21 protein-coding genes are annotated in these 21,965 nt (G+C 60.5%); 6 read left to right on the forward strand and 15 right to left on the reverse strand.

What is annotated here, in order from left to right; translation table 11 throughout:
• Positions 1–58: 58 nt before the first annotated feature.
• From E4P00_RS25875 to E4P00_RS25900, 6 genes are all read right to left on the reverse strand, one after another.
• On the reverse strand, positions 59–1,501 hold the full coding sequence (locus E4P00_RS25875) for an efflux transporter outer membrane subunit (protein WP_248133316.1): 1,443 nt from the start codon (positions 1,499–1,501) through the stop codon (positions 59–61).
• Complete coding sequence (locus E4P00_RS25880) at positions 1,498–2,388, reverse strand: efflux RND transporter periplasmic adaptor subunit (protein ID WP_032878498.1); 891 nt, start codon at positions 2,386–2,388, stop codon at positions 1,498–1,500. The genes E4P00_RS25875 and E4P00_RS25880 overlap by 4 nt, the downstream gene beginning before the upstream one ends.
• Positions 2,385–2,594, reverse strand: a complete 210-nt coding sequence (locus E4P00_RS25885) for a DUF1656 domain-containing protein (RefSeq protein ID WP_003187469.1) — start codon at positions 2,592–2,594, stop codon at positions 2,385–2,387. Before E4P00_RS25885 ends, E4P00_RS25880 begins: the two co-directional genes overlap by 4 nt.
• Positions 2,591–4,669 (reverse strand): FUSC family protein, encoded by a 2,079-nt coding sequence (locus E4P00_RS25890; protein WP_005783581.1) that lies wholly within the window; start codon positions 4,667–4,669, stop codon positions 2,591–2,593. The genes E4P00_RS25885 and E4P00_RS25890 overlap by 4 nt, the downstream gene beginning before the upstream one ends.
• Positions 4,666–5,085, reverse strand: a complete 420-nt coding sequence (locus E4P00_RS25895; RefSeq protein ID WP_005783580.1) for a MarR family transcriptional regulator — start codon at positions 5,083–5,085, stop codon at positions 4,666–4,668. The genes E4P00_RS25890 and E4P00_RS25895 overlap by 4 nt, the downstream gene beginning before the upstream one ends.
• Before the next feature lie 262 nt (positions 5,086–5,347).
• The gene (locus E4P00_RS25900; RefSeq protein WP_103734050.1) at positions 5,348–5,608 is read right to left on the reverse strand and encodes a short-chain dehydrogenase; all 261 of its coding nucleotides are present in this window, start codon (positions 5,606–5,608) and stop codon (positions 5,348–5,350) included.
• A gap of 380 nt (positions 5,609–5,988) precedes the next feature.
• Here E4P00_RS25900 and E4P00_RS25905 point away from each other — a divergent pair, with 380 nt between their 5' ends.
• On the forward strand, positions 5,989–6,267 hold the full coding sequence (locus tag E4P00_RS25905) for an antitoxin (protein ID WP_032878500.1): 279 nt from the start codon (positions 5,989–5,991) through the stop codon (positions 6,265–6,267).
• Positions 6,264–6,545 carry a type II toxin-antitoxin system RelE/ParE family toxin gene (locus E4P00_RS25910; protein ID WP_103734051.1) on the forward strand — a complete coding sequence of 94 codons (282 nt, stop codon included), beginning with the start codon at positions 6,264–6,266 and terminating at the stop codon, positions 6,543–6,545. Before E4P00_RS25905 ends, E4P00_RS25910 begins: the two co-directional genes overlap by 4 nt.
• A 16-nt stretch (positions 6,546–6,561) precedes the next feature.
• On the opposite strand, the gene E4P00_RS25915 is transcribed toward E4P00_RS25910, so the two are convergent.
• From E4P00_RS25915 to E4P00_RS25925, 3 genes are all read right to left on the reverse strand, one after another.
• Complete coding sequence (locus E4P00_RS25915) at positions 6,562–8,058, reverse strand: Fic family protein (protein WP_248133317.1); 1,497 nt, start codon at positions 8,056–8,058, stop codon at positions 6,562–6,564.
• Between the two features lie 101 nt (positions 8,059–8,159).
• Entirely contained in the window at positions 8,160–8,405 is a 246-nt protein-coding gene (locus tag E4P00_RS25920; protein ID WP_032878502.1) for a DUF2789 domain-containing protein, read from the reverse strand.
• A 37-nt stretch (positions 8,406–8,442) separates the two neighbouring features.
• Entirely contained in the window at positions 8,443–10,023 is a 1,581-nt protein-coding gene (locus E4P00_RS25925; RefSeq protein WP_248133318.1) for a glycosyltransferase family 39 protein, read from the reverse strand.
• Between the two features lie 179 nt (positions 10,024–10,202).
• On the opposite strand from E4P00_RS25925, the gene E4P00_RS25930 reads away from it, so the two are divergent.
• The 4 genes from E4P00_RS25930 to E4P00_RS25945 all read left to right on the forward strand — a co-directional run bounded on the left by E4P00_RS25930 (position 10,203) and on the right by E4P00_RS25945 (position 14,732).
• A complete protein-coding gene (locus E4P00_RS25930; protein WP_248133319.1) occupies positions 10,203–12,365 on the forward strand; it encodes an outer membrane assembly lipoprotein YfiO in 2,163 nt (720 codons plus the stop codon).
• Complete coding sequence (locus tag E4P00_RS25935) at positions 12,362–13,066, forward strand: DUF3142 domain-containing protein (RefSeq protein ID WP_103734056.1); 705 nt, start codon at positions 12,362–12,364, stop codon at positions 13,064–13,066. Before E4P00_RS25930 ends, E4P00_RS25935 begins: the two co-directional genes overlap by 4 nt.
• Before the next feature lie 108 nt (positions 13,067–13,174).
• On the forward strand, positions 13,175–13,534 hold the full coding sequence (locus E4P00_RS25940; protein WP_032878508.1) for a helix-turn-helix transcriptional regulator: 360 nt from the start codon (positions 13,175–13,177) through the stop codon (positions 13,532–13,534).
• Positions 13,476–14,732, forward strand: coding sequence for a type II toxin-antitoxin system HipA family toxin (locus tag E4P00_RS25945; RefSeq protein ID WP_248133320.1), 1,257 nt, complete (start codon positions 13,476–13,478; stop codon positions 14,730–14,732). Before E4P00_RS25940 ends, E4P00_RS25945 begins: the two co-directional genes overlap by 59 nt.
• A gap of 37 nt (positions 14,733–14,769) precedes the next feature.
• On the opposite strand, the gene E4P00_RS25950 is transcribed toward E4P00_RS25945, so the two are convergent.
• The 6 genes from E4P00_RS25950 to E4P00_RS25975 form a co-directional block, all read right to left on the reverse strand.
• Positions 14,770–16,212 carry an efflux transporter outer membrane subunit gene (locus E4P00_RS25950; protein WP_032878510.1) on the reverse strand — a complete coding sequence of 481 codons (1,443 nt, stop codon included), beginning with the start codon at positions 16,210–16,212 and terminating at the stop codon, positions 14,770–14,772.
• A complete protein-coding gene (locus tag E4P00_RS25955; RefSeq protein WP_032878511.1) occupies positions 16,209–17,267 on the reverse strand; it encodes an HlyD family secretion protein in 1,059 nt (352 codons plus the stop codon). The genes E4P00_RS25950 and E4P00_RS25955 overlap by 4 nt, the downstream gene beginning before the upstream one ends.
• Positions 17,268–17,282: 15 nt before the next feature.
• Entirely contained in the window at positions 17,283–18,818 is a 1,536-nt protein-coding gene (locus tag E4P00_RS25960; protein WP_078819967.1) for an MFS transporter, read from the reverse strand.
• A 219-nt stretch (positions 18,819–19,037) separates the two neighbouring features.
• Positions 19,038–19,958, reverse strand: a complete 921-nt coding sequence (locus E4P00_RS25965) for a LysR family transcriptional regulator (RefSeq protein ID WP_078819966.1) — start codon at positions 19,956–19,958, stop codon at positions 19,038–19,040.
• Positions 19,959–20,037: 79 nt separating this feature from the next.
• Positions 20,038–20,862, reverse strand: coding sequence for a hypothetical protein (locus tag E4P00_RS25970; RefSeq protein WP_032878514.1), 825 nt, complete (start codon positions 20,860–20,862; stop codon positions 20,038–20,040).
• Positions 20,863–20,939: 77 nt separating this feature from the next.
• Positions 20,940–21,824: a TauD/TfdA family dioxygenase gene (locus tag E4P00_RS25975; protein WP_248133321.1), complete on the reverse strand. Its 885-nt coding sequence runs from the start codon at positions 21,822–21,824 to the stop codon at positions 20,940–20,942.
• Positions 21,825–21,965: the final 141 nt, after the last annotated feature.

The raw sequence follows: 21,965 nt of genomic DNA on the forward strand, positions 1-21,965 counted from the left end.
GCGAGCTTTGTCGGGTGAGGCATCACGGCGCCTCACCTGACAAAGCATAGCAATCACCTCACGGTTTGCCGGGTTTTACCCCTTGCGTTCGTCCGCTTTCCCAGCCGCCGCCCAGGGCCAGGAACAGATCGATCTGGCTCATGGCAACCTGGGTGTTGGCCGTCGCCAATTGCGCGCGCATATCGGTGTAGGTGCGCGTGGCTTGCAGGTCGGCCAGGAACGATTCGCGGCCGGCCTGGAAGAAGCGATGGGTCTGGCCTGCGGCTTCTCGCGCCGACTGTTCGGCTTCGGCCAGGGCGTCGCGGCGCTGCAACACCGCAGTGTATTGCGCCAGGCCGGTCTGGGTTTCGCGGATGGCATTGAGCACCACGCCGTCGAAGTGTGCCAAAGCGCCCTGGGTCGCGGCTTCGGCTTCATGGATACGCGCACGGGCGCCGTTGGTCGGCACGGTCCAGCTGATCATCGGGCCAAAGCCCCAGCGGTTGGTGGCCGGTGTGCCGAGGTTTTCCAGCAGGCCCACGGTGCCTACCGTGGCGCCGATGCTGATATCCGGATACAGCGCGCCGGTGGCCACGCCGATTCGTGCGGTCGCGGCAGCCAACCGGCGCTCAGCCTGGCGCACATCAGGGCGACGTTTGAGCAGCGTGGCACCGTCGCCCACCGGCAGCAACTGGGCGATGTGTGGCAGCTCGGCGCAGGTGCCAGTGCCGGCCGGCAGTTGGTCTACGGGCTTGGCCAGCAGCATCGACAGGCGGAACAGTGCGGCCTGGCGCGAGGCTTCATAGCGCGGAATGTCGGCGCGCAGGGATTTGTATTGGGTTTGCGAGCGGGTCACCTGGGTTTCGTCGCCGCGCCCGGCATCCCGCAGGCGCTGAGTCAGCTTGGTGCTCTGCGCTTGCAGGTCGAGGGATTCGTTGGCAATCGCCAGCTCTTCGTTGGCCGCGCACACCTGGGTGTAGGAACGCACCACATCGGCCACCAGGGTGATGCGAGCGATATCCGCCGCCGCCTGGGTTGCATCGGCGCTGGCCTTGGCGCTTTCGATGCCGCGCTGCAAGGTGCCGAACAGGTCGAACTGATAGGACGTGGTGATGCCGACGCTGCCGATGTTGCCGACCGGGACTTTGTCCGGCAGCAAAAATGCTTCGCCAGATTCCTGCAAGCGCTGGGCCTCGGCCTTGGCGCCGGCACTCCAGCCGCCGGCGGATTCAGCCTGCTGCACCTGGTAACGCGAACGCTGCAAGTTGGCGGCGGCCACGCGCAGATCGGTGTTGGAGGCCATGGCCTGCTGCACCAGCTGGTCCAGGCGCGGGTCGTTATACAGCTTCCACCAATCGGCCGGAACCGGCGCCGAGACCACGTTGCTGCCCTCGCCCATGATCGGTCCTTGCAGGTCGCCACGGTTGACTGCGGCCTGCTCCGGCAGTTTGTAATCCGGGCCCACTACTTGGCAGGCCGACAGCAACAACCCCAGGGAAGCGGTTGCCAGAAGCCGCTTCATGGTTTGTCCCCGTCTTTAACCTTGTCGTCGATGATCGACACCGTCGCCGTGCGCCCGGCGATCATGCGAAAGTCCGCCGGCACATCGTCAAAGGCAATGCGCACGGGGATCCGCTGGGCCAGGCGCACCCAGCTGAACGCCGGGTTGACGTTGGGCAGCAGGTTCGAGCCGCTGCTGCGGTCGCGGTCTTCGATACCGGCGACGATGCTCTGCACATGCCCGTGCAGTCGAGCGTTGTCGCCGATCACGCGGATGTCCACGCCCATACCGACGTGGATGCCGTCGAGCTTGGTTTCTTCGAAGTAGCCGTCGATGTGGAAGGAGTTGCTGTCCACCACCGACAGCACCGGGCGCCCGGCAGTGACGAACTCCTGGGTGCGCGGTGCGCGGTCGTTGACGTAGCCGTCCACGGGGCTGCGGATCACCGAGCGGTCGAGGTTGAGTTGGGCGGAGTCCACCGTCACTTGCGCTTCGGCCAGGGCGGACTGGGCGCGAGCCACGCGGGACTGGCTTTCTTCCAACTGCTCGCTGGGCACCAGGTTGCCGAGGCCACGGTTACGCTTGTACTCGCGCTGGGCCTGGGCCAGGGTTTCCTGGCGGTCGGCCACGGCGGCCTGGGCTTGGCGCAGGGCCAGCTTGAAGCGGTCCTGGTCGACGGCAAAGAGCACCTGGCCTTTGGTCACCAACTGGTTGTCACGCACGTCCACCCGCTGGATCAGCCCGGAGACGTCCGGGGCGATCTGCACGATGTCGGCGCGGATGTGGCCGTCACGGGTCCAGGGGGCAAACATGTAGTACATGACCATGCGCCACACAACGACGACCGCGAAACTCACGATCAACAACGTCAGGACGACACGGCCGATAGTCAAAAAAGGTTTTTTCATGTCATCAAATATCGACTGAGTGAGTCCACCGCGCCCAGCAACAGCGCGTAAAGCCCCACATTGAACAATGCCCGGTGCCAGACCAGGCGATAGAAGTGCATGCGCGTCAACAGCCCGTGCACCACCAGAAACAACACATAGGTAATGCCCATCAGCACCAGCAGCGTGGGCAGGAACACCCCGCTGATATCCAGATCACCGATCATAAAGGCGCTCCATCGGGTAGCGGCGCTTCCATTTCCGTGCCGCCAATGAATTCCACACCGGGCAACAACGCCAGGCGCAGGCCGGCCAAGGCGTGCAGCAGGTGCAGGCGGGTGTCGTCTTCGTCTTGCAGGCCCTGGCCGTTGAGGGCGCGGCGCGTACGGTCCAGGGTCATCAGCAGACCGCTGGGTGCGGGCAAGCGTTCACCGGCCTTGAGGCAAGCCTTGAAGTAACCGCCCACCCCTTCCACCACCTGGTTGAGCAACACCCGTGGCACACCGAGGATGCGCGGCGAGTAGGCCAGCAGGTCGAGCAGGTTCAGCGCTACGCGCAGGTCGCGCAGGGCGCTGCCGGTGTCCTGGCCAGTGAGAGCCAGGCGCGGCAGGTGCTGCATCAGGCGGTCGAGCATTTGCGCGGCCATGTGCCGGTGTTCGTTCAGGGTTGCGGGCTCGGTCAGGCCAACGATGTCACGCCAGCTGAAACGGGTCAGGCGCTTGGCCGCCAGTTCGGCGCCGAAGGGCCGGGCGATCAAGGTCCACACAAATGCGAACAGCAGGCCCACGGGCCCGGCCAGGTTGACGTTGGCGAAGTTGAGAAAATCCGCGTCATAGGCGCCCTGGATGCTGATGAACGACGAGGTGTTGACCAGCGTCAGCAACATGCCCAGGTAGAATCGAGGCTGCACGGTGAGGGTGCCGATGCAGATAAACGGCACGGCAAAAGCCAGCACCAGCATGGGGAAATCGTGCAGGTTGGGCAGCACCAGGAACAGATACAGGCTGGCGAACAGCACCGACATGGCGGTCCAGAAAAAGAACCGGTAGATCTGCGGCGCCGGGTCGTCCATCGAAGCGAAGAAGCTGCAAGCGACGGCGGCCAGGATCACGGCGCTGCCGCCATCGGTCCAGCCCAGCAGGATCCACAGCACCGAGGCGACGATGATCGCGGTCACGGTGGAAAACGCCGAGTAGAACATCAGCCCACGGTCGAGAAATGGCGTGAGCCGGCCCAGGCGCCAGTGGCGGTAGACGGCGCGCCAGGTGTCCTGGCTTTCGCACTGAATGGCGGCTTGCAGGCTGCGACAGTCTTGCCACAGGTCGACCCATTCGCCGAGGCGGTACAGGGCGTTGGAGAACAGCAACGTGTGGCGGTCATCCAGCGCTTCGCCCTGGGGTTGGGCGGCGTCGATCTGGTCACGCAGCACACGCCAGCGTTCCAGGGGCGCTTGTTCAGTGGTGCTTTGCAGCCAGGCGTTGGCTTCCTCCAGCAACGGTTTGAGCCGGTCGAGAAACTCCGGTGCGCGATGCTCGATGGCGTACACCGCGTCATCCAGCGCGTCGATTACCGGCAGCAGATGAATCATGCGCCCGCGCAGTTCTTTGGTGTTGCGCACCGTTTGCGGCCGCGCGCCTTCGTGGGGCAACTGGCCGATCATCAACTCAAGGGTGTTGAAGGTGGCAACCATGCCGCCGCGCAGGTTGCTGACCGCTTCAGGGTCAATCTGGCGGGTGAGGAAGCGTTGGCTATAGACCTGAGCATCGCTGAACCACTTGGCCACCGAGCCATCGAACACCGGCATCAGGCGCCGTGGCCAGAACATTGCGCCCACCACCGCTGCGACCGCGATGCCAAGGAAGATTTCTTCGGTACGCGCTTCAGCCACGTCCCACACCGCCAGGGGGTTATCCACCACTGGCAGGGCGATCAGCGGCAAGGTATAGCCGGCCAGCATTAGGGCGTAATTATTGGCCGTGCGCAGGTGCATGGAGAGGAACAGCAAGGTGCCCGTCCATAACGCGATCACCACCACCAACAGGTAAGGCGACTGCACGAACATCGGCACAAACAGCACCGCCGCCGCTGCCCCCATAAAGGTGCCAATGGCGCGGTACAAAGCCTTGGAACTGGTGGGCCCGACAAACGGGCTGGAGACGATATACACGGTAGCCATCGCCCAGTACGGACGCGGCATTTGCATCAGCATGGCGATGTACAGCGCAATCATCGACGCGGCGAACGTGCGGACCCCGTAGAACCAGTCGCGGGCGGGCGGGAAGCCGGTAAAAAATCCGTTCAAGGCGCCACAGCCTCGGCCGCTTCGAAGGCGCGCAGCACGCGCAGTGCGGCTTCCAGGTCGGTGGGCGCGATATCCACAAGGACTTCCTTGCGCAGGCGAACCAGTTGGGCTTCTACCGCCTGCACCAGTTCACGGCCGCGCTCGGTGAGGCTCAGGGCCTTGGCGCGGCGGTCGTGGATGTCTTCGGTGCGGCACACATAGCCGTCGCCGCACAGACGATCGAGCAGGCGCACCAATGACGGGCTTTCCATGCCGGAGGCCTGGGCTACTTTGACCTGGTGCACACCGTCACCCAAGCGACCGATCATCAACAACGGCACGGCGCAGGCTTCGGAGATGCCATAGCTGACCAGCGTGGTCTGGCAGATTTTGCGCCAGTTACGGGCGCCCACCACCATGCTGCTGCTCAGGTTCATCTGAAGTTGTTCGAGGGATTGGGACACTGGATAGTTCGCATACAGTTAGTTTGCTAACTATTAATATGGTGGAGGGAGGAAGAGCCGTCAAGTTTTGAAACAATTTCTCGATGGATGGAGCGATTCAGCGGCCACACCGCCGGGCGAATGTGGGAGGGGGCTTGCTCCCGATGGCGAGGGGTCAGCCACTGATGCATTTACTGACACGCCCTCATCGGGAGCAAGCCCCCTCCCACATTTGGATCAGCGTCGGATGCCCGGGCTATTTTTCAGCCTGACCATCGAGGCGACGCTGGATCTCGCCCAGCATGTCCAGGCCATCGCGCAGTGAAACCAATGCGGCAGTGACCAAGTGATGGAGGTTTGGGTTGTCGCTTGTTGAGACGAGGGTCTCCAAAAGCTCAGTGCCGATACGTATGCGGCTTCGCGCCGTTTCGTGGAGCAGGTGCGATGGGGCAAAGGTGTTGAAAGCCAGGACGGGAACGCCGGTGGGGTTGGTTTGAAGCGGCTTGTATTGGTCCATCGATAAACCTCACAGATAAGGATTTGAACCACCTTCTCCCGTCGCCAAACGAATAAGGGTGGCAGCTGTACGCAGGTTGGCGAACCGGTTATCTGTGAAACCCGGCAGATCCGAAGATCTCCCGCGCACAGCCGCCATAGAACCCAATGCCTTCATCCAAGGAAAAACGCACGGGGTAGGAACGCTGTAACGCGTCACAGAATTTCGGATCGCCAAATCCGATCGCCGATGTGCGGCGACGGGGCGAACTATAGGGGGGATGGTTGAGGCTGTGCAACCAACATATTGATCTCTACCGTCAGTCGTCTCAGCTTTTTCCAAACGCTATTCGGTAATGACGATGTATATACTTTGTGCATACCATTGCGGAGGAATCGCTGATGTCCAAATTAGCCGTTTTTACAATGAAGCTTGAACCAGAGCTTCGCGACCAGTTCATGGCTGAATGCGAAGCCTCCCACCGTCCTGCATCGCAAATCGTACGCGAAATGATGCGTGAATTCGTTCAGGCCCAGCAGCACTCGCGAGAGTACGATGAGTTTTTGCAACGCAAAGTTGATGCTTCTCGTGCATCCATTCGCGCAGGCCGAGAGGTTTCCAATGAAGATTTGGAAGCTGAATTCGCAGCCAGACGCGCTCAAGTAGATAGTCAGGGATGAGGGTCGCGTGGACGCCCGAGGCAGGGCAGGATCGTAGAGATATCTGGGATTTTCTGTTTGAGAAAAATCCACAAGCCGCAGCCGACATGGACCGGCGCTTCAGCATGGCAGCACTTGGATTAGCACATAACCCCGAAATTGGCCCAATAGGCCGGATTGCGGGAACACGCGAAATCATTCCGCACCCGAGCTACCGCCTTGTTTATCAAGTTGAGCCCGAAGTAGTGAGGATTGTGGCTCTGGTGCATACAGCTCGCCACTGGCCACCAGAAAGTTAAATCCCACATTGATGCCTCAGATCGGCGAGGGCTGATTGCCACATTCCTCAATCACCCGCCCCACCTCCTCCTCAATAAACCCAAACACCTCCTCCGCCACGCTGTACTGAAACTGTTTGCACCGATGCTTGGAAAGCTTGCCCTCGTTATCCAGGCACATCATCACCAGCTTCGACAAATCACTGCCACGCACGTCGTAGCGTTGATTCACGGCCTTGATCACGCGGTCGTAGCGGTCGAGGAATTCGGTTTCTTCGCGCAGTTCGACTTCCAGTGCGCGGCGGGCCATTTGCAGGGTGAATTCGACGCAGCGGGTGGCGTCCCAGTAGCGGTAGATCGAGGGGTGGCCGATGAAGTCGAACGCCATGTGGTCGCCGTCCAGCCAAGTAACGTTCCAGAATTCCCGCGTCGGCTGGGAGAAGGTCTTGAGCGCCTCCAGATAGGCTTGTTCCTCGTGCTTCATGGCGACGGAGACTGGTAGCAACAAGCCATTTCCCAGTGCGCCGTAATGACAAAGCGTCTGGTGGATCAGGAAGCGAGACAGGCGGCCATTACCGTCCATGAACGGGTGCAGGAACACGAAGCCGAAAGCAGTGACGGCAGCCGCGACCAAGGGATCAACGTCTCGCACGGGTTGGTTGGCGAAGGCCATCAGCTCTTCCATCAGTTCCTGGCAAAGCTCTGGTGCTGGCGGCACGTAGCTCACACCGGCGCCGCCGCGCAGGCCGTTGTGCAGATGATTTTGTTCGTGGCGAAACGCAACGGCTTTGTCGAAGGGATTGGAGACGGTGCTGTTTTGCAGTTCGACCAAGTAGTCTTCGGTGAGCAAACGGCCTTCATGGGACTGGCGCAGTAGTTGGACGAAACGGCGGGATTTTTCTTCGCTGGGTTGTTCTTTTTCGATGGCAAATGAATCGCGGGTTTCGTGCAGGTACGCCCACTGGATGGCGCGGTCCATCATTTCGGGTGGGAGGCTGGCCATGAAGGATTTGGCGCGGGCCAATACATCAAGCGCCAACAACGCTTCTAGCTCAGGCGTTCGCTCTACGGTGGCGCAATAATGCAAAGAGCCCAAACCGTTGAAATCCACTCGCCAACGACTGTTGCGAATACTCGGACCGGTTACATAGCGCTGGGGATCGAACAAGGGAACAACGCGACCACGAACAGGAAGGGTGTGATCCAGCATTTTCCCGGTAAAGCCTTCCCAAAGAAAACAGGCTTTTCGGATAAACGCACCGTTGGGCGAGTCGGCCAGCGCCTCCAAAAACGGTTCTGGGCCAAGCTGTTCAAACACCTGGGCAAGTATCGCCAGGTTCACGCCTTCATGCTTAAGCGCAAACAGCACATGTTCAAACAGCGCATGTTGGGCAGGCGCCACAGAATGGGGCACCGCCAGGCAGTCACCGATCAGGGTAATCCTGGTCACCGGCTTGATCATCGCAGCGCGCAACGGTGCGATAACCTTTAGATCCAGCGCCTCACACAGATGAGCGTATCCGACTGTTGGCATGGCGAGCTTTTCCAGAAAAAATTCACTTAAGCGATTAAAGCCCAGTTTTTTTTACCGCTCACCATTTTTTTTTACATGCTCGCCTTTATTGGGATATTTTTTTACACCCGTCGTCCACCCCGCAACATCAGATTCAACTCATCCACCACCTCCGCCCAATCCGCATCTTCCAGAATCTCCTCGCGCAAAAATGCCTTTTGGGCGTCGCTCCAAAAAAAAGCATCGGCGAGTTTCAAATCTGGCTTGAGCGGCGAATGAGAGGCGACAAATTGCTCAATGCTGACCGGGTCATTCGGCAACCCAAGCTGTTTGAACAACGACGGCAAGCTATGCACTGGCGATTCCATGATGAGCTCCTGCCTGATAGAGAAGGGTTAATCGAGTCTAGCGGCAACCCTCAGGTTGCGGCGCCGGCACCTTGCACAGCACGAACAGACGCGCCCGTGCGCCACCGCCGTCCTGGCGACTGAGCTCGCGCCAACCTTCGGGGAGCGGGGCGAAGTCGTCCGGTGCTTCATTGCTGCTGATCAGCCATACGCGCCGGGTATTGGCCGGTAATGCCGATAAAGAATCCAGATAGATGCGCCCGCCATCCTGATCTACCAGGGTGCCGAAGCCGTAGGCATTTGGCCGGGTCGACGTGCCGTCGGGTTTGGGCGGGGTGTAGAGCTGCAACTGGGCGTCAGTTTCGTCGTAGTACACGTAGCTCAGATACCACATCATATCGCTGAGGACGATGCGGTCGTCTTCCTGGTAATTGCGATTGACGAACTCCACCGGCACGTTGAATTGGTCGTGCTCATCCACCTCGAAGTTGTTCTTCAGGCCCAGCAGTTCCATGCCCACAAACAGCACCCACAGCGCTGCGCCCAGCCATGACAAGCGTGACGGCAAGCGGTCGATGGCAAGCGCCAGGACGATCGGCAAACCCAGGGCATACACCGTGAGGTAGCGCTCGATAAAGACCGGCGAGATAAACGACACGCCATACACCAACAGCAACGGCAACAAGAAAAACAACGCCGGCAAACGAGCTCCCGGGTGGCGCCAGGCCGTCATCCACACCACCGCAATCAGCAGCAGCGGAAATATCCAGAACAGCGGCGTCCACAAATCATCGCCGGCATCCTGCAACACGAACTGCCAGATCATCGAGGGCACAGACAGCAGGTTGACCGGCTCTTCCCAGCCGATGTCGCCGCCCACCTTGAGCTGGTCGACATGCTGCACCAGGTCCAACAGGTTCGGCAGCCAAGGCAGGTACAACAACACGATCACCACGTTGGCCGCCCACCATGCAGGCCGCGTTATCAAACGTTGGCCTGGCGCCTGCATCCCCAGATAAGCCCAATGCACCAGCACGCACAGCGCGGTGAAGTAATGCGTGTAGAAACCGGCACTCATCAACAGCACATACGCGGCCAAATAGCGCGTGCGTTCGGGCTGACGCATCCAGTACACCAGCGCCAGCGTGGCGCCCAGCAGCCACACGCCCAGCAGCGAATACATGCGCACTTCCTGGCTGTAGCGCACCGCCGTCGGCAACAGCGCCAGCAGGATGCCCGCCAGCACCGCCGCGCGCCGAGTAGACAGTTGCCGCGTCAGCCAGATGCCCAAGCCAACCACGGCTACGCCCGGCAGCGCGCTCATGCTGCGAATGGACCCGATGCTGTCGCCGAACACTTCGATCCAGCCGCGCAGCAGGAAGAAATACAGCGGCGGATGCACATCATGGGCCGCGTGAAACCACAGGTCGGCCACGGCGTATTCACTGAGCAACAGGCTCGACCCTTCATCGCCCCAGATCGCCGCCGAGGTGAGGTGGTAAAACCGCAGGGCCATGGCCAGCGCCAGGATCGGTACCCACCAGAGACGGCTGAGTCGACCAGCACCTTGCCAGGTCAGGCGCTGCAAGGCTGGCAGCGCTCCGGCTTTTTCGTTTTGCTCAACCACAGACCGACGCACTTCAATACCCCTGGCATTAGCTCGCTTGCCTGAGCGCAAACACCGCCACTCTAGGACAAAAGCCCAGGCTTCGCCGCTGGAATCGGACAAATCGGTATTTTGCGTAGGACCTCACCGAAGCACAGCTCAGAACAGGCTATTATTGGGGCCCTCCAAGGACTCAGGATCAAGGACACGTCATGCGCATCGTTTTTTTGTCACCTCTGGCACTGGCTCTCCTGGCCGGTATTTCCCTACAGGCTCAGGCCAGCTCCGACGATTCATGCTACCCCGACTGGCGTGTCTCGCGTGACAGCCTCGAACCTTGCAGCAACCAGCCCTTTCTCAGCCCGGGCAACGACAGCCGGGTCAACCTGCGCCTGTTGCTGGCCGACAAAAAAGCCGCGCCGCTGACGCCCAATGCCTTGGGCGAAGACGATTTGGCCCAGGGTTTCGGACCGGTGCCGTTTCCGGTGTATCGCCTGGTGCCGGTGCCGGCCGCGAATGATGAGCCCGATAACAAAGCGGACGATTCACGCACGGTCGAACTCGACACCCTGCTCCAACCGCTGGGCATCAAGCGCGAGGAATACAAGACTGCCGGTGAAGCGTTCCTGAATGGCGAAGGCAGCCGCTGCCGCAGCAACAGCGATGACAGCGCCACGGCGTTTATCAGTCAGGTGATCAAAGCCGATATGCCGCCAGCCGAGCGCGACGTGCTGGTGAAAGCGCGGTTGCAGTTGCTGACCACCTGTGACTTCACAGGCCAGGTGGTGGACGCGCAGTTGACGCCCTCGGCCAATGCCCAGCTGTTTCGCACTTACCTGCAGGCCGCCGCCGATTTCTACGGCGGTCGCTTCGTTTACGCCGAGCGCGGTTTCGCCGCCGCCTCGACCAGCGAGGTGCCCTGGCTGAAAGAAACCGCGCTGTACATGACCGCACGCACCTCGTTGAACCGGGCCCAGGCCGAAGCCTTCGATGAGTACGGGATGCCGCAACGCGAGCATGTGGATAAGTCTGCCTTGAGCGACGCTGAAGAAGGCTTTCTCGGTTACCTGAAACATTATCCACAAGGCGATTACGTTGCGTCCGCCCGTGGCCTGTTGCGCCGCGTGCATTGGCTGGCGAACGACGACGCCAAGCTCGCCGAAGACTTCACCTGGCAATTCACCGAGGCCACTGACGCCCAGCGTAACGTGAGCGTCGACGAGTTGGTCGAAGAAGCCGACCTCAAGTTGCTCATGGTCGGCAACAACTCGGCGAACAGCCCGATGCTGCAAGTGGTCAGCGACCTGATGGCGATGCGCGCCCATACGCCGCCCCTGTTGAGCCGCGAAGACCTCGACAAGCAAAAGAGCACATTCGCCAACGAACCGGCATTGTTCGACTACCTGCAAGCGGCGTATGCCCTGTACGTTGAGCATCAACCTGATGCTGCCCTCAAGCATCTGCCTGCGGATATGCCGTCGAACCTCGACTACTTTGCCTTCAGCCAGCAGACCTTGCGCGCCTTGGCACTGGAGGCCAAGCAAGATTGGAAGGGCGCCGAGAGCCTGTGGCTGCAAATGCTACCGCTGGCCAAGCAACCGCTGCAACGCGACCAACTGGAGTTAGCCCTGGCGATGAACTATGAGCGCAGCGGCCAACTGGCCAAGGTGTTCGCAACCGATTCGCCGATCAGCGCCAAGCAAGTGCGCTACATCCTGCTGCGCAACGTCGCCGGGCCCGACCTGCTGCGCCAGCAGATCGCCAACGCCAGCGACCCGACCGAACGCCAGAGCGCGCAATTCGTGCTGCTCTACAAAGACCTGCTGCACCGCCAGTTCGCGACCTTTGCCGATGACCTCAAGCAGGCCTCGCTCTCTGATGGCAAGCTCGGCACCAGCCTGGGCTACACCTACACCAGCGGCCAGACCTTGAAGCTGTTCCAGTGGAATGGTGACAAGGCCGAATCCGGCTACGCCTGCCCAAGCATCGCGCAAACCGCCGCGACCTTGCAGGATGAGGCCAAAAACCCCCACGCCTTGAACTGCTTCGGTGAGTTCATCCTGCGCAACGGCCTGGACGGCATGCCACTGGAACAACCCCGCGCCGCCGGCAGCCTGGGCAGCACCGAATCGCAGTTCAAGGGTGAAACCTTCTCGCGGCTGGACGGCTACAAACAGGTGATCGCCAACGCCAAAGCACCGAAAACCGACAAGGCGTACGCGTTGTTCCGCGCCATCAACTGCTACGCGCCGGCCGGTTACAACAGCTGCGGGGGTGAAGACGTTGCGCCAGCGGTGCGCAAAGCCTGGTTCCGCCAACTCAAAACCGGTTTTGCCGATACCCAGTGGGGCAAGTCGCTGCAGTACTACTGGTGAAGTCGCTGTGGCTGGGCTTGTTGTTGCTGGCAAGCCCGGCTTTCGGCGCCGTCGACGCCCGCGACTATGACGCTTTCTGGTTGTGGAGTGGTGTCACGCCGCAGCCGGTGATCAAGCAGGCAAAAACCCTGTACATCCTGCAAGGCCAAATCAACTCCACCCGCCGCGCGCCCCAGCGCGGCGTGCAATTGATCGCCCAAGGCATCAGCGTGCCACGCATTAGCCAAGGCGAAATCTGGGTGGTCTATCGCGCCCACACCTTGCACTGGCCGGAACAGGTCTACACCCAACTGCTCGGCCAGGTGCAACGCTGGCGCGACGCGGGTAACCCTGTGATCGGCATCCAGATCGACTTCGACGCCCGCACCCAGTACCTGCACGAATACGCTGATTTTCTGCGCGACCTGCGCCGGCGTCTGCCTGCCGACCTGCGGTTAAGCATCACCGGCCTGATGGACTGGAGCAGCAACGCCGACCCGGCCGCCATCGCCCAGCTCAAAGGCGTGGTGGATGAAGTGGTGGTGCAGACGTATCAAGGGCGGCACAGCATCCCGGATTACGCGGCGTACCTGCCACGGATGAACCGAATGGGAGTTCCGTTCAAGATCGGTTTGATTCAAGGCGGCGAGTGGGAGGCGCCAGGGTATTTGCAAGGGAATGAGTGGTTTCGGGGGTATGTGGTGTTTTTGCAGAACCCTTGAATCTTCCAAACATGGAAAAAAACCGTCTATCAAACCGGTTTTTTTGCGTGTGGCCTTAGCAACTTGAATGATATAAGTTGCCCTTACTGCCTTAAGGGGTGATATATCATGCATGAAACAGGCAAGCCATACCCCCACAAAGGGTATATCTCAGAGAGAAGCGCTGAACTGATGAGAGGTATCGGGAACGGTATCGAAATAGCCCGTATTCGTCGCCGTTTGAAAATCTCGACCATATGCAGCCGGGCGGGCATTACACGACAGACGTATCAGCGGCTGAGACAGGGAGAAGCAGGCGTATCCCTCGGCGTGCTGATGAATGTGCTTAGCGCGATGGACCTGGAAGAAGGTATGGCGAGCATTGCGTCACCAGAACTTGACCAGGTTGGGATTACCATGAGCCTCGCCCGTGAACCCGACCGAATTCGCACAGAAGGGGAACCTGATGTCTTGGAAGCCGATTGGTAACGCATTCGTTTTTTCAGCTCACTCAGTCGGTGATCCGGTCCCTGTTGGTGAGGTGGCCATGCACGCAAGCGGATTCGTTTTTCGCTACGCCAACAGCTGGCTTGCGCGCCCCAACGCATTTGCGATTGACCCGCTTAGCCTGCCACTGACCCCTAACCAGTATTCCTCGACACGCATGTTTGGTGTGCTCGACGACGCAACGCCCGACAATTGGGGTCGGCGTGTTCTACTGGCGACCCACAAACAGCATCCACAAAACGAAGTTGAATGGCTCCTTGCTTCGCGGGGTGCGGGAGTGGGCTGCCTGCTGTTCAGTGCGTCAAGAAACCTGTTGCCGACTCTGCACCAACCTCCGCGATTTGAAGACCTTGAGAAAATCATGGTGGGCCTTGATCAGGTCGAAAAAGGTAATGTCGACCTGCCTGCGGAAATCGCACGGCTATTCGAATTCGGCAGTTCCATGGGCGGCGCCAGGCCGAAGGTCACCGTGACTCACGAAGGTAAGGAATGGATTGCTAAATTCGGCCGTAGCGACGATGTTTTCGATCAACCACGTGCTGAATTCGCCAGCCTTCAAATGGCGGATGCGGCAGGTCTACCCGCAGCCGGGCACAAGTTGGTAGAGGTCGCCGGCAAACCGGTTTTGATGGTCGAACGTTTTGACCGGCATGAGGGGGCTGGACGCGAGCACTATGTCAGCTGCAATTCGTTGGTCAGCACTGAGAAGCCGCGAATGCGAGTTGACGCGGTTGAGAGTGCCGTTTCCTATTCCAGGATCGCCGACGTGTTGAAGAAGGTCTGCGACGATGCCACCTTTGACATGCGTGAGCTTTACAAGCGTATGGCCTTCAATGTGCTGATCGGCAATAGCGACGACCACCTGAAACAAACCGGGCTTCTGCTGACCAGCGCCTCGGGCTATTCCCTTGCGCCAGTATTTGACGTGTTGCCCCACCCCACGCAACTAGGCTTGCAGGCGTTGATCATCGGGAATGAGGGCAGGGTATCGTCTGTCAGCAATTTGCTGAGTACGCCTGAACGCTTTGGGTTGGGGGCGGATGAAGCAAGGTCCATCGTCACGGATATGTATGCCGTCGTGCGAGAAGCCTCCTGCTTTTTCGAAGCGGCAGGCTGTAGCGGTGCCGATGTGCGCATGCTTTCCAATGTGTGTACCCGGTTTGCAGCAGACCTCGCTTAGGATCAAGGATCTCGGGCTGCAACAAAGCGCACCCTCATTACTGAGCGACTGGCAACGGATACACCGACTCCCACCCTCCTCCCAGCGCCTTGTACAACCCGACCATGGCCAATGACACGCCGGTGGAGCTTTCAACCCACTGCTCTTGAGTTGCCAGCAATGCGCTTTGCACGGTGAGTACATTGACGAAATCCGCCACACCTTCGACGTACTGGTGTTGCGCGGTGGTCAGCGCGATCTGGTTCTGGCGCACCGCTTCGGCCAGGCTGTCGCGACGCAATTGGCTGGCGTTGTAGCGGGTCAGTTGGTCGTCGATTTCATGCCAGGCGCGCAGCACGGTTTGCTGGTAGGCAAGGGCCGCTTCCTGTTGCTGGGCTTCGCGCAAATCCACCATGCCTTGCAGGCGCCCACCGTTGAACAGTGGCAGGCTTAATTGCGGGCCGAGGGCAAATGCGCGGGAGCCCCAGGAGCCGAAGTCCGACAGTTGCATGGCTTGAGAGCCGAGGCTGCCGGACAGGGTGATGCGCGGGTAAAAGTCGCCCTTGGCCACGCCGATGCTGGCAGTGGCGGCGTGCAAGCGCGCTTCTGCCTGGCGGATGTCGGGACGGCGTTCGGCCAGCTCCGAGGGCAGGCCAATGGCGACCTGACGCTGGGTTTGCGGCACGGCGGCGTCCTTGGACAGCTGCGCGTGCAAGGCCTGGGGCGGTTCGCCCATCAGCAGGCTCAGGGCGTTGATCAGTTGGTCCTGGCGTTGCTGCAAATCCGGCAGACGCGCTTCGATGGCCGCGACCTGGGCGGCGGCTTCGGCCACGTCGAGGTCGGTCGCTACGCCATCAGCCAGACGCAGTTGCGAGAGCTTGAGGCTGTGGCGGGCGACGTCGAGGTTTTGCTCGGTGACGGCGCGGGTATTTTGTACGCCGCGCAGTTGGATATAGTCCTGGGCGGTCTCGGCCAACACCGACAACAGCACGGCACGACGGTCGTTTTCGGCGACTTCCAGCGTGGCGTCGGCTGCTTCGGTTTCACGCTTGACCCGGCCCCAGAAATCCAGCTCCCAAGAGGCCGAGAAGCCCATGTCCCATTGGTTGAAGGCCGAACGGCCGTTCTCGCCGGAAGGGTCGTTCAAGCCTTTGCCACTGTTACGTTTGCGCTGGTAGCCGCCACCCGCATCGACATTGGGGTAACGCTCGGCGGTGGTCACCTGGCGTACGGCGCGGCTCTGTTGCAGGCGGCTGCTGGCCAGTTTCAAGTCGAGGTTATCGCTGAGGGCCCGGCGTGTCAGGGCGGAAAGCTGCGCGTCGTGGAACACGTCCCACCAGCGCTCCTGCAAGGGATCGCTAACGGCACGGCTGGCAGCTTGTCGGCCCTGGGGTTCGCTCCACTGATTGATCTGCGGGCTCTCGGGCCGCTGGAAGTCGGGACCGACCGTGCAGGCACTCAGGCTGATCAGGCTTAAGGTGAGCCAGGCGACGTGTTTCATTGCTGGGCCACCTCACGCTGTTGCGCGACCGGCCGCGTATCGACGCTGGCTTCCACCGACATGCCGACGCGCAGGCGCTCGGTCAATGGCTGGTTCGGCTCAAGCACGATCTTCACCGGAATACGCTGCACCACCTTGGTGAAGTTGCCGGTGGCGTTGTCCGGTTTGACCGAGGCAAAGGTCACCCCCGTGGCCGGCGCCAGGCTTTCCAGATGGCCTTTGAGCAGTTCGCCGTCAAGGCTGTCGACGCTGACCTGCACCGCTTGCCCCGCGTGCATATGCGACAGTTGCGTCTCCTGGAAGTTGGCTACCACATAGGCCTCGGCCAGCGGCACGACCGCGAGGATCTTGCTGCCCGGGGTCACATAGGCGCCGACCCGCACCGCTCGCTCGCCGACCATGCCATCGACCGGCGCGACAATGCGCGTGTAGGACAACTGATAACTAGCCATTTCCAACGCCGCCTGGGCGCGCTTGAGCCCACCTTCGGCGGCGTCACGCTGGGCGGTGAGGATTTCCACCTGCTTGCGTTCGGCGGCCAGCACTGCGGTGGATTTGGCCAGGCGTGCGGTGGCCTGGTCGATACGGGTCTTGGCTTGTTGGGCGTTCTGCACGGTACCTGCGCCGACGCCAGCGAGGTGGTTATAGCGGTTCAGTTCGTGTTCGGCGAAGGCGACTTCGGCGCGATCCGCCGCGACGGTGGCTTGGGCCTGGGCGATCACCGAGCTCTGGCGCTCCAGGGTCGCGCTGGCGTTTTTCAACTGGGCCTGGGCGACCAAGGTGTCGGCATCGGCGGCCTGGGCGGCGGCGCGAAAGTCGCGGTCGTCGATCAACGCCAACAGTTGGCCGGCCTTGACGCGCTGGTTGTCTTCTACCAGCACTTCCTTGATGAAGCCCGCCACCCGCGGCGCCACCAGGGTGAAGTCGGCGGCGACGAAGGCGTCGTTGGTGGTCTGGTGTTTGCTGCCCAGTACGCCCGGCGCAACCAGATAAACCAGTACGCCAACGGCAAATACAGCAATAACGGAGACGGCAATTTTGTCTTTGCGTTTCATGGAAAGTCCTTGTGGTCAGGCCGGAGCGCGAGGCGGATAGATCCGCGTGGGCATCCAGAAAATCAGCAGGATCAACGCCACCGCGACACCGGCCATGACGACGTAAAGATCCGAAGAGGTCAGCACCACGGTCTGCTCGTGCAAGCGGTGGGCGAGGCCCGGAGCCTCAGTGTCGGCCAGGGGCGAATTGCCCAGGCGGTCCACCAACATGGTTGAATGGAAATGCCCGCGCTGGGTGGTCAATGTATCCAGCACCGCAGTGGCGATCACAGCGGCCAGGCCCTTGACGGTATTGAACCAGGCCGAAGCGAACGGCCCTTCGATGGGTTGAATACTGCCGGTGGACAACATCAGCAGTGGCAACACGGCCATCGGCTGGCCGAAAATCTGCAACAGGTACCAGCCATAAAAATCGTCGCGGATCCACGCCGAAGTCAGGTGCGAACTGCCGATGCAGCACAGCACCAACATGCCAAGGCCAATCCCCAGCACCCAGCGGCAATCGACCCAGCGCAGGTTGCACAGCGCCGCCACCAACGGCAACGCGATCAATTGCGGCAACGCCATCAGCAGCATCACCGGCGCAGTTTGCAACGGCCGGTACCCCTGGACCTGGGCAAGGAAACTGGAGGGGATGATGATCACCGAGGTCAGCACCATCAGCACGCCTGCCAGCACGATCAGGGCGAAGGCCAGGTTGCGCAGGCCGAGCATCTGCAATTTGAAGAAGGGTATTGGCTGCGACCATTCGTTGAGCATGAACAACACCAGCAAGAGCGTGCCACCACACAACAGGAAGGTGATCAGGCCCGACTCGAACCAATCCAGGCGATTGCCCTGCAACAGCCCGATCACCAACATGCAGATCGCCGGAAAGCCCAGCAGCAGGCCGCGCCAGTTGAACTGTTTGAAACGCTCCAGGCGCAGCGGGTCCTGCGGTATGCCATAGGCCACGGCGACCATCGCCAGCAGGCACGGCGCGACGATTTGCCAGAACGCCCACTGCCAGCCGACGTATTCGGTCCACAACGCCGCCAGCGGAGTACCCAGGCTCGGGCCGAAGGTGGCGGTCAGGGCGTAGCCGGCCAGGCCATACAGCTTGACGTTGGCCGGCAGAAAACGCAGTGCCACGGTCATCAGCATCGGGGGCAGCGCGCCACCGGCCAGGCCTTGCACGGTACGCAGCAGCAGCAGGCTTTCGTAGTTGGGTGCGAACGGGCAGAGAATGCCCAACACGGTGAACAAGCCGATGGCGCACAGCGTGAAACGGCGCAGGGAAAACGTCAGCGAACACCACGGCGCAAAGGCCATGGCCGCCACGGAAGTGGCCGTGTAGGCGGCGACCAGCCAGGTGCCTTCATCAAAGCCGATGTACAGCGCACCGCGGATATCGGCAAGCGCCACCTTGGTGACCATCTCGTTGAGACCGGACACCAGCACCGCCAACAACACGCCGACCAGGCCGATGATGATGCGCGGGCCGAACACGGGCGGGGCCGGGGCAACAGGTTTGGCTGCGGCCTGAAAAGCGGGGGCAGCGAGGGATGTCATGAACAGGTAACTCGGAATGAGAAATACCTGAGCAGTTTAATCAGGCTATAGCATGACAAAAAGTTACTTATCGGAAGTTTATAAGTGCGCCAGGCGCAATCCATAGGTGGGAGGGGGCTTGCTCCCGATGGCGGTATGACAGCCACCTGATGTGAAGCTGATACACCTCTATCGGGAGCAAGCCCCCTCCCACATTTGATTGTGCATGGCTTGAGGTTTTTAGTTGGGTTGGGCTTCCAGCCAGGTGGCGTGGCAACTCTCGCGCATGGTTTCACGCAGCCATTTGTGCGCGGGGTCTTTGTCGAAGCGCGGGTGCCAGGATTGGGCCAATACCAGGGTCGGCAAGGAGATCGGCAGCGGGAATGCACGCAATGGCAAGTTCAGGCGTTTGGCGCTCAGGAGCGCTTCCTTGGGCACCGGCATGATCAGGTCGGATTCCGGCAACATGAACATGGCACCGTGGAAGCCCGGCGCGATCATCGCCACGCGGCGCTCCAGGCCCTGCTCGTTCAGCGCGGTGTCGATCGGCCCGCGGGCGATGCCGCGGCGCGAGATGCTGATATGGGAATAGCTGGCAAAGCGTGCGGCGGTGATCTCTTCGTCGAACAGTGGGTGATCTTGTCGCGCCAGGCCGACGAAGGTGGTGGAGAACAGGTTCTGCACCTTCACTTCGGGGCTGACCGGCATGGTGTTGCTCACACGCAGATCCAGGCGCCCTTCGCGCAGAGCTTCGTCGTCGGTGTCGCCTTCAGGCACAAAGCGCAGCTCGCACAGCGGGGCCACACGCTCCATGGTGTCGAACAAGCGACCGCCATATACGCCAATAAAAAAGTCATTGGCGCGTACGCTGAAACGGCGGCGCAAGGTACTCAAATCGACTTGATCCGCCGAGCGAAACAGCAACGCCGCCTGCTCCACCACGTTGCGTACCTGGCCTTGCAGCTCAAGCGCCTTGGGCGTCGGCACCAGGCCGCGACCGGCACGTACCAGGATCGGGTCACCGACAGCTTCACGGATACGCGTGAGGGTACGGCTCATGGCCGCCGGGCTGAGGTTCATCCGCCGTGCGGCGCCGACCACACTGCCCTCATCGAGCAACGCGTCGAGGGCGACCAGCAGGTTCATGTCTGGTAATTGCATGCCAAGCACTCGTGATCGGTGGGGAGTGAGCTGGGCGCAATTCTAGCAGCAATCAGATCCAATACTGCTGGGCCAATGATTACTGGCCCGAATCGAAAGAGTAAGGGGACGGCCAAGTGGTGGGCTTCGGGTTGTTGGGAACACACTCTAAAATCGGAAAGTGCTCCGGCACCTCAACGCGTTTTAACACATACGCTTTCTTCTCCAAGGAGAACTCCTGAAGCTTGGGAGCCAGCAGCACGCGGCGCTGTTCAGGCCCCAGGAAAATTGCGCTGTACTGCCGGTCGTCAACACCTGCGCAACGAAACGTATCATTGAAGTCTGTCGTGTGAGCCGTACGGTACAAAATCTCGGCACGGCGCTCCGGCGACAAGTTGCTACTGATAAACAGCGCACCAATACCGCAGGTAATCAGTGCCGTTATTGCTGGAACCACCACACCCCATTTTTCCTCGGCAGAGCTGGCACTTTCGAAATAACTTCCCATACAGATCAACACTACAATAAATGCGGTGATCAGCACGACGGCGATGCAAGGCCAAAACATCAGCTTGGCCATGTGAAGGGTTGTGCCAGCGATCATTGTCAAAGGAAAAGCAGATGCATCGACATGGAAAATTGCATTAACGTCGGCCACCGCCCGCAGTCGTCCTACGTAACCTAAGGTCGCGAGCAAAAAGCCCCAGAAGATCACAGTGACCTTGAAGTCCTTGAAAAGCCGTTCGAGGATTTTTTCAATAAACGCCAGGACCACATAAAAACCAGTTGCGACCGAACAAGCCAATAGTAAAAACGCCGTATCGGCTGACACGTAGTTTTCCTTGATCAAGCCGGAAAAACCCAAAAGCATAAGTAGCGAAACGACGGAGATAATCGTCAATGTATTCTTGTTTGAAGTGTGCATAGCGTTGTTCCAACCAGAAAGTCTTCTGGTTATCCCCATCGGCCAGAGTATTGGAAGCTTTAGAGGCCGATGGCTAATCAGAAAGGCGCATCGCCCTGGATGGTGGTGCGATACAACTTGCGGCGCAGGTGGCTTGGGCAACCGGCGGCCAAGTGGATCAGCGAGCGGTTGTCCCAGAACACCAGGTCGTGGGGCTGCCACTGGTGGCGGTAGATGTTTTCCGGCAGCACGCTGTGGGCATAGAGCTGGGCCAGCAACTCACGACTTTCGTCATCGGGCAGGCCGACGATACGGGTGGTGAAGCCTTCGCTGACGAACAGCGCCTTGCGGCCGTTTTCCGGGTGGGTGCGCACGATGGGGTGCACCACTTCGGCGACCTGGGCGAGTTGTTCGGGGGTGAGGGTCGGGCGCCAGTTGCCTTCGAATTTGGTTTCGCTGTAGCGCGCCGTGTAGGAGTGCGCAGCGCTGCGGCCTACAACGGCTTTGCGCAGGTGCTCGGGCAGTTGCTCCCAGGCTTTGTGCATATCGGCGAACAGGGTGTCACCGCCTTCGGCAGGCAGTTCCTGGGCGTGCAGCATCGAGCCGAGGCTGGGCAGTTCCTTGTACGACAGGTCCGAGTGCCAGAACTTGCCTGCATCCCCCAGGCCGATGGATTGGCCGTTCTCGATGATGTTGGAGACGATCAGGATTTGCGGGTGATTGGCCAGCAGGAATTGTTTGAGCACGTGGATCTGCAGCACACCGAAACGGCGGCTGAACGCGATTTGTTGTTCGGGGGTGATGCGTTGGTCGCGGAACACTACGACGTGGTGGTCCAGATGTGCGCGATGGATACGGGCGAAGTCCTGGTCATTGACCGGGCGGGATAAGTCCAGGCCGATGATCTCGGCGCCTACACTGCCGGGGAAGGGCCGGACATCGAAGGTTTGGGCAGTGGTGGGGGCAGCAGCGGTGGCGGACATTGGATTCACTCCCGGCGGACAGGGAAGTGAATTTATAGGTATAAGAATGGAAGTTTAAATACTGTTAGGGCATATCGATATGGCGTTTGGTTTGAGGTGCTGGGGGATGCTGAGGGCCTCATCGGGGGCAAGCCCACTCCC

Source organism: Pseudomonas sp. B329, assembly GCF_023127835.1.
GTDB classification, from domain to species: Bacteria; Pseudomonadota; Gammaproteobacteria; order Pseudomonadales; family Pseudomonadaceae; genus Aquipseudomonas; species Aquipseudomonas synxantha_A.

What these genes read in the sequence shown, in the direction of transcription:
- E4P00_RS25875 (WP_248133316.1), bottom strand. Translation starts at nt 1,501, where the DNA reads ATGAAGCGGCTTCTGGCAACCGCTTCCCTGGGGTTGTTGCTGTCGGCC.
- E4P00_RS25880 (WP_032878498.1), bottom strand. Translation starts at nt 2,388, where the DNA reads ATGAAAAAACCTTTTTTGACTATCGGCCGTGTCGTCCTGACGTTGTTG.
- E4P00_RS25885 (WP_003187469.1), bottom strand. Translation starts at nt 2,594, where the DNA reads ATGATCGGTGATCTGGATATCAGCGGGGTGTTCCTGCCCACGCTGCTG.
- E4P00_RS25895 (WP_005783580.1), bottom strand. Translation starts at nt 5,085, where the DNA reads ATGAACCTGAGCAGCAGCATGGTGGTGGGCGCCCGTAACTGGCGCAAA.
- E4P00_RS25900 (WP_103734050.1), bottom strand. Translation starts at nt 5,608, where the DNA reads ATGGACCAATACAAGCCGCTTCAAACCAACCCCACCGGCGTTCCCGTC.
- E4P00_RS25905 (WP_032878500.1), top strand. Translation starts at nt 5,989, where the DNA reads ATGTCCAAATTAGCCGTTTTTACAATGAAGCTTGAACCAGAGCTTCGC.
- E4P00_RS25910 (WP_103734051.1), top strand. Translation starts at nt 6,264, where the DNA reads ATGAGGGTCGCGTGGACGCCCGAGGCAGGGCAGGATCGTAGAGATATC.
- E4P00_RS25915 (WP_248133317.1), bottom strand. Translation starts at nt 8,058, where the DNA reads ATGCCAACAGTCGGATACGCTCATCTGTGTGAGGCGCTGGATCTAAAG.
- E4P00_RS25920 (WP_032878502.1), bottom strand. Translation starts at nt 8,405, where the DNA reads ATGGAATCGCCAGTGCATAGCTTGCCGTCGTTGTTCAAACAGCTTGGG.
- E4P00_RS25930 (WP_248133319.1), top strand. Translation starts at nt 10,203, where the DNA reads ATGCGCATCGTTTTTTTGTCACCTCTGGCACTGGCTCTCCTGGCCGGT.
- E4P00_RS25940 (WP_032878508.1), top strand. Translation starts at nt 13,175, where the DNA reads ATGCATGAAACAGGCAAGCCATACCCCCACAAAGGGTATATCTCAGAG.
- E4P00_RS25950 (WP_032878510.1), bottom strand. Translation starts at nt 16,212, where the DNA reads ATGAAACACGTCGCCTGGCTCACCTTAAGCCTGATCAGCCTGAGTGCC.
- E4P00_RS25955 (WP_032878511.1), bottom strand. Translation starts at nt 17,267, where the DNA reads ATGAAACGCAAAGACAAAATTGCCGTCTCCGTTATTGCTGTATTTGCC.
- E4P00_RS25960 (WP_078819967.1), bottom strand. Translation starts at nt 18,818, where the DNA reads ATGACATCCCTCGCTGCCCCCGCTTTTCAGGCCGCAGCCAAACCTGTT.
- E4P00_RS25965 (WP_078819966.1), bottom strand. Translation starts at nt 19,958, where the DNA reads ATGCAATTACCAGACATGAACCTGCTGGTCGCCCTCGACGCGTTGCTC.
- E4P00_RS25970 (WP_032878514.1), bottom strand. Translation starts at nt 20,862, where the DNA reads ATGCACACTTCAAACAAGAATACATTGACGATTATCTCCGTCGTTTCG.
- E4P00_RS25975 (WP_248133321.1), bottom strand. Translation starts at nt 21,824, where the DNA reads ATGTCCGCCACCGCTGCTGCCCCCACCACTGCCCAAACCTTCGATGTC.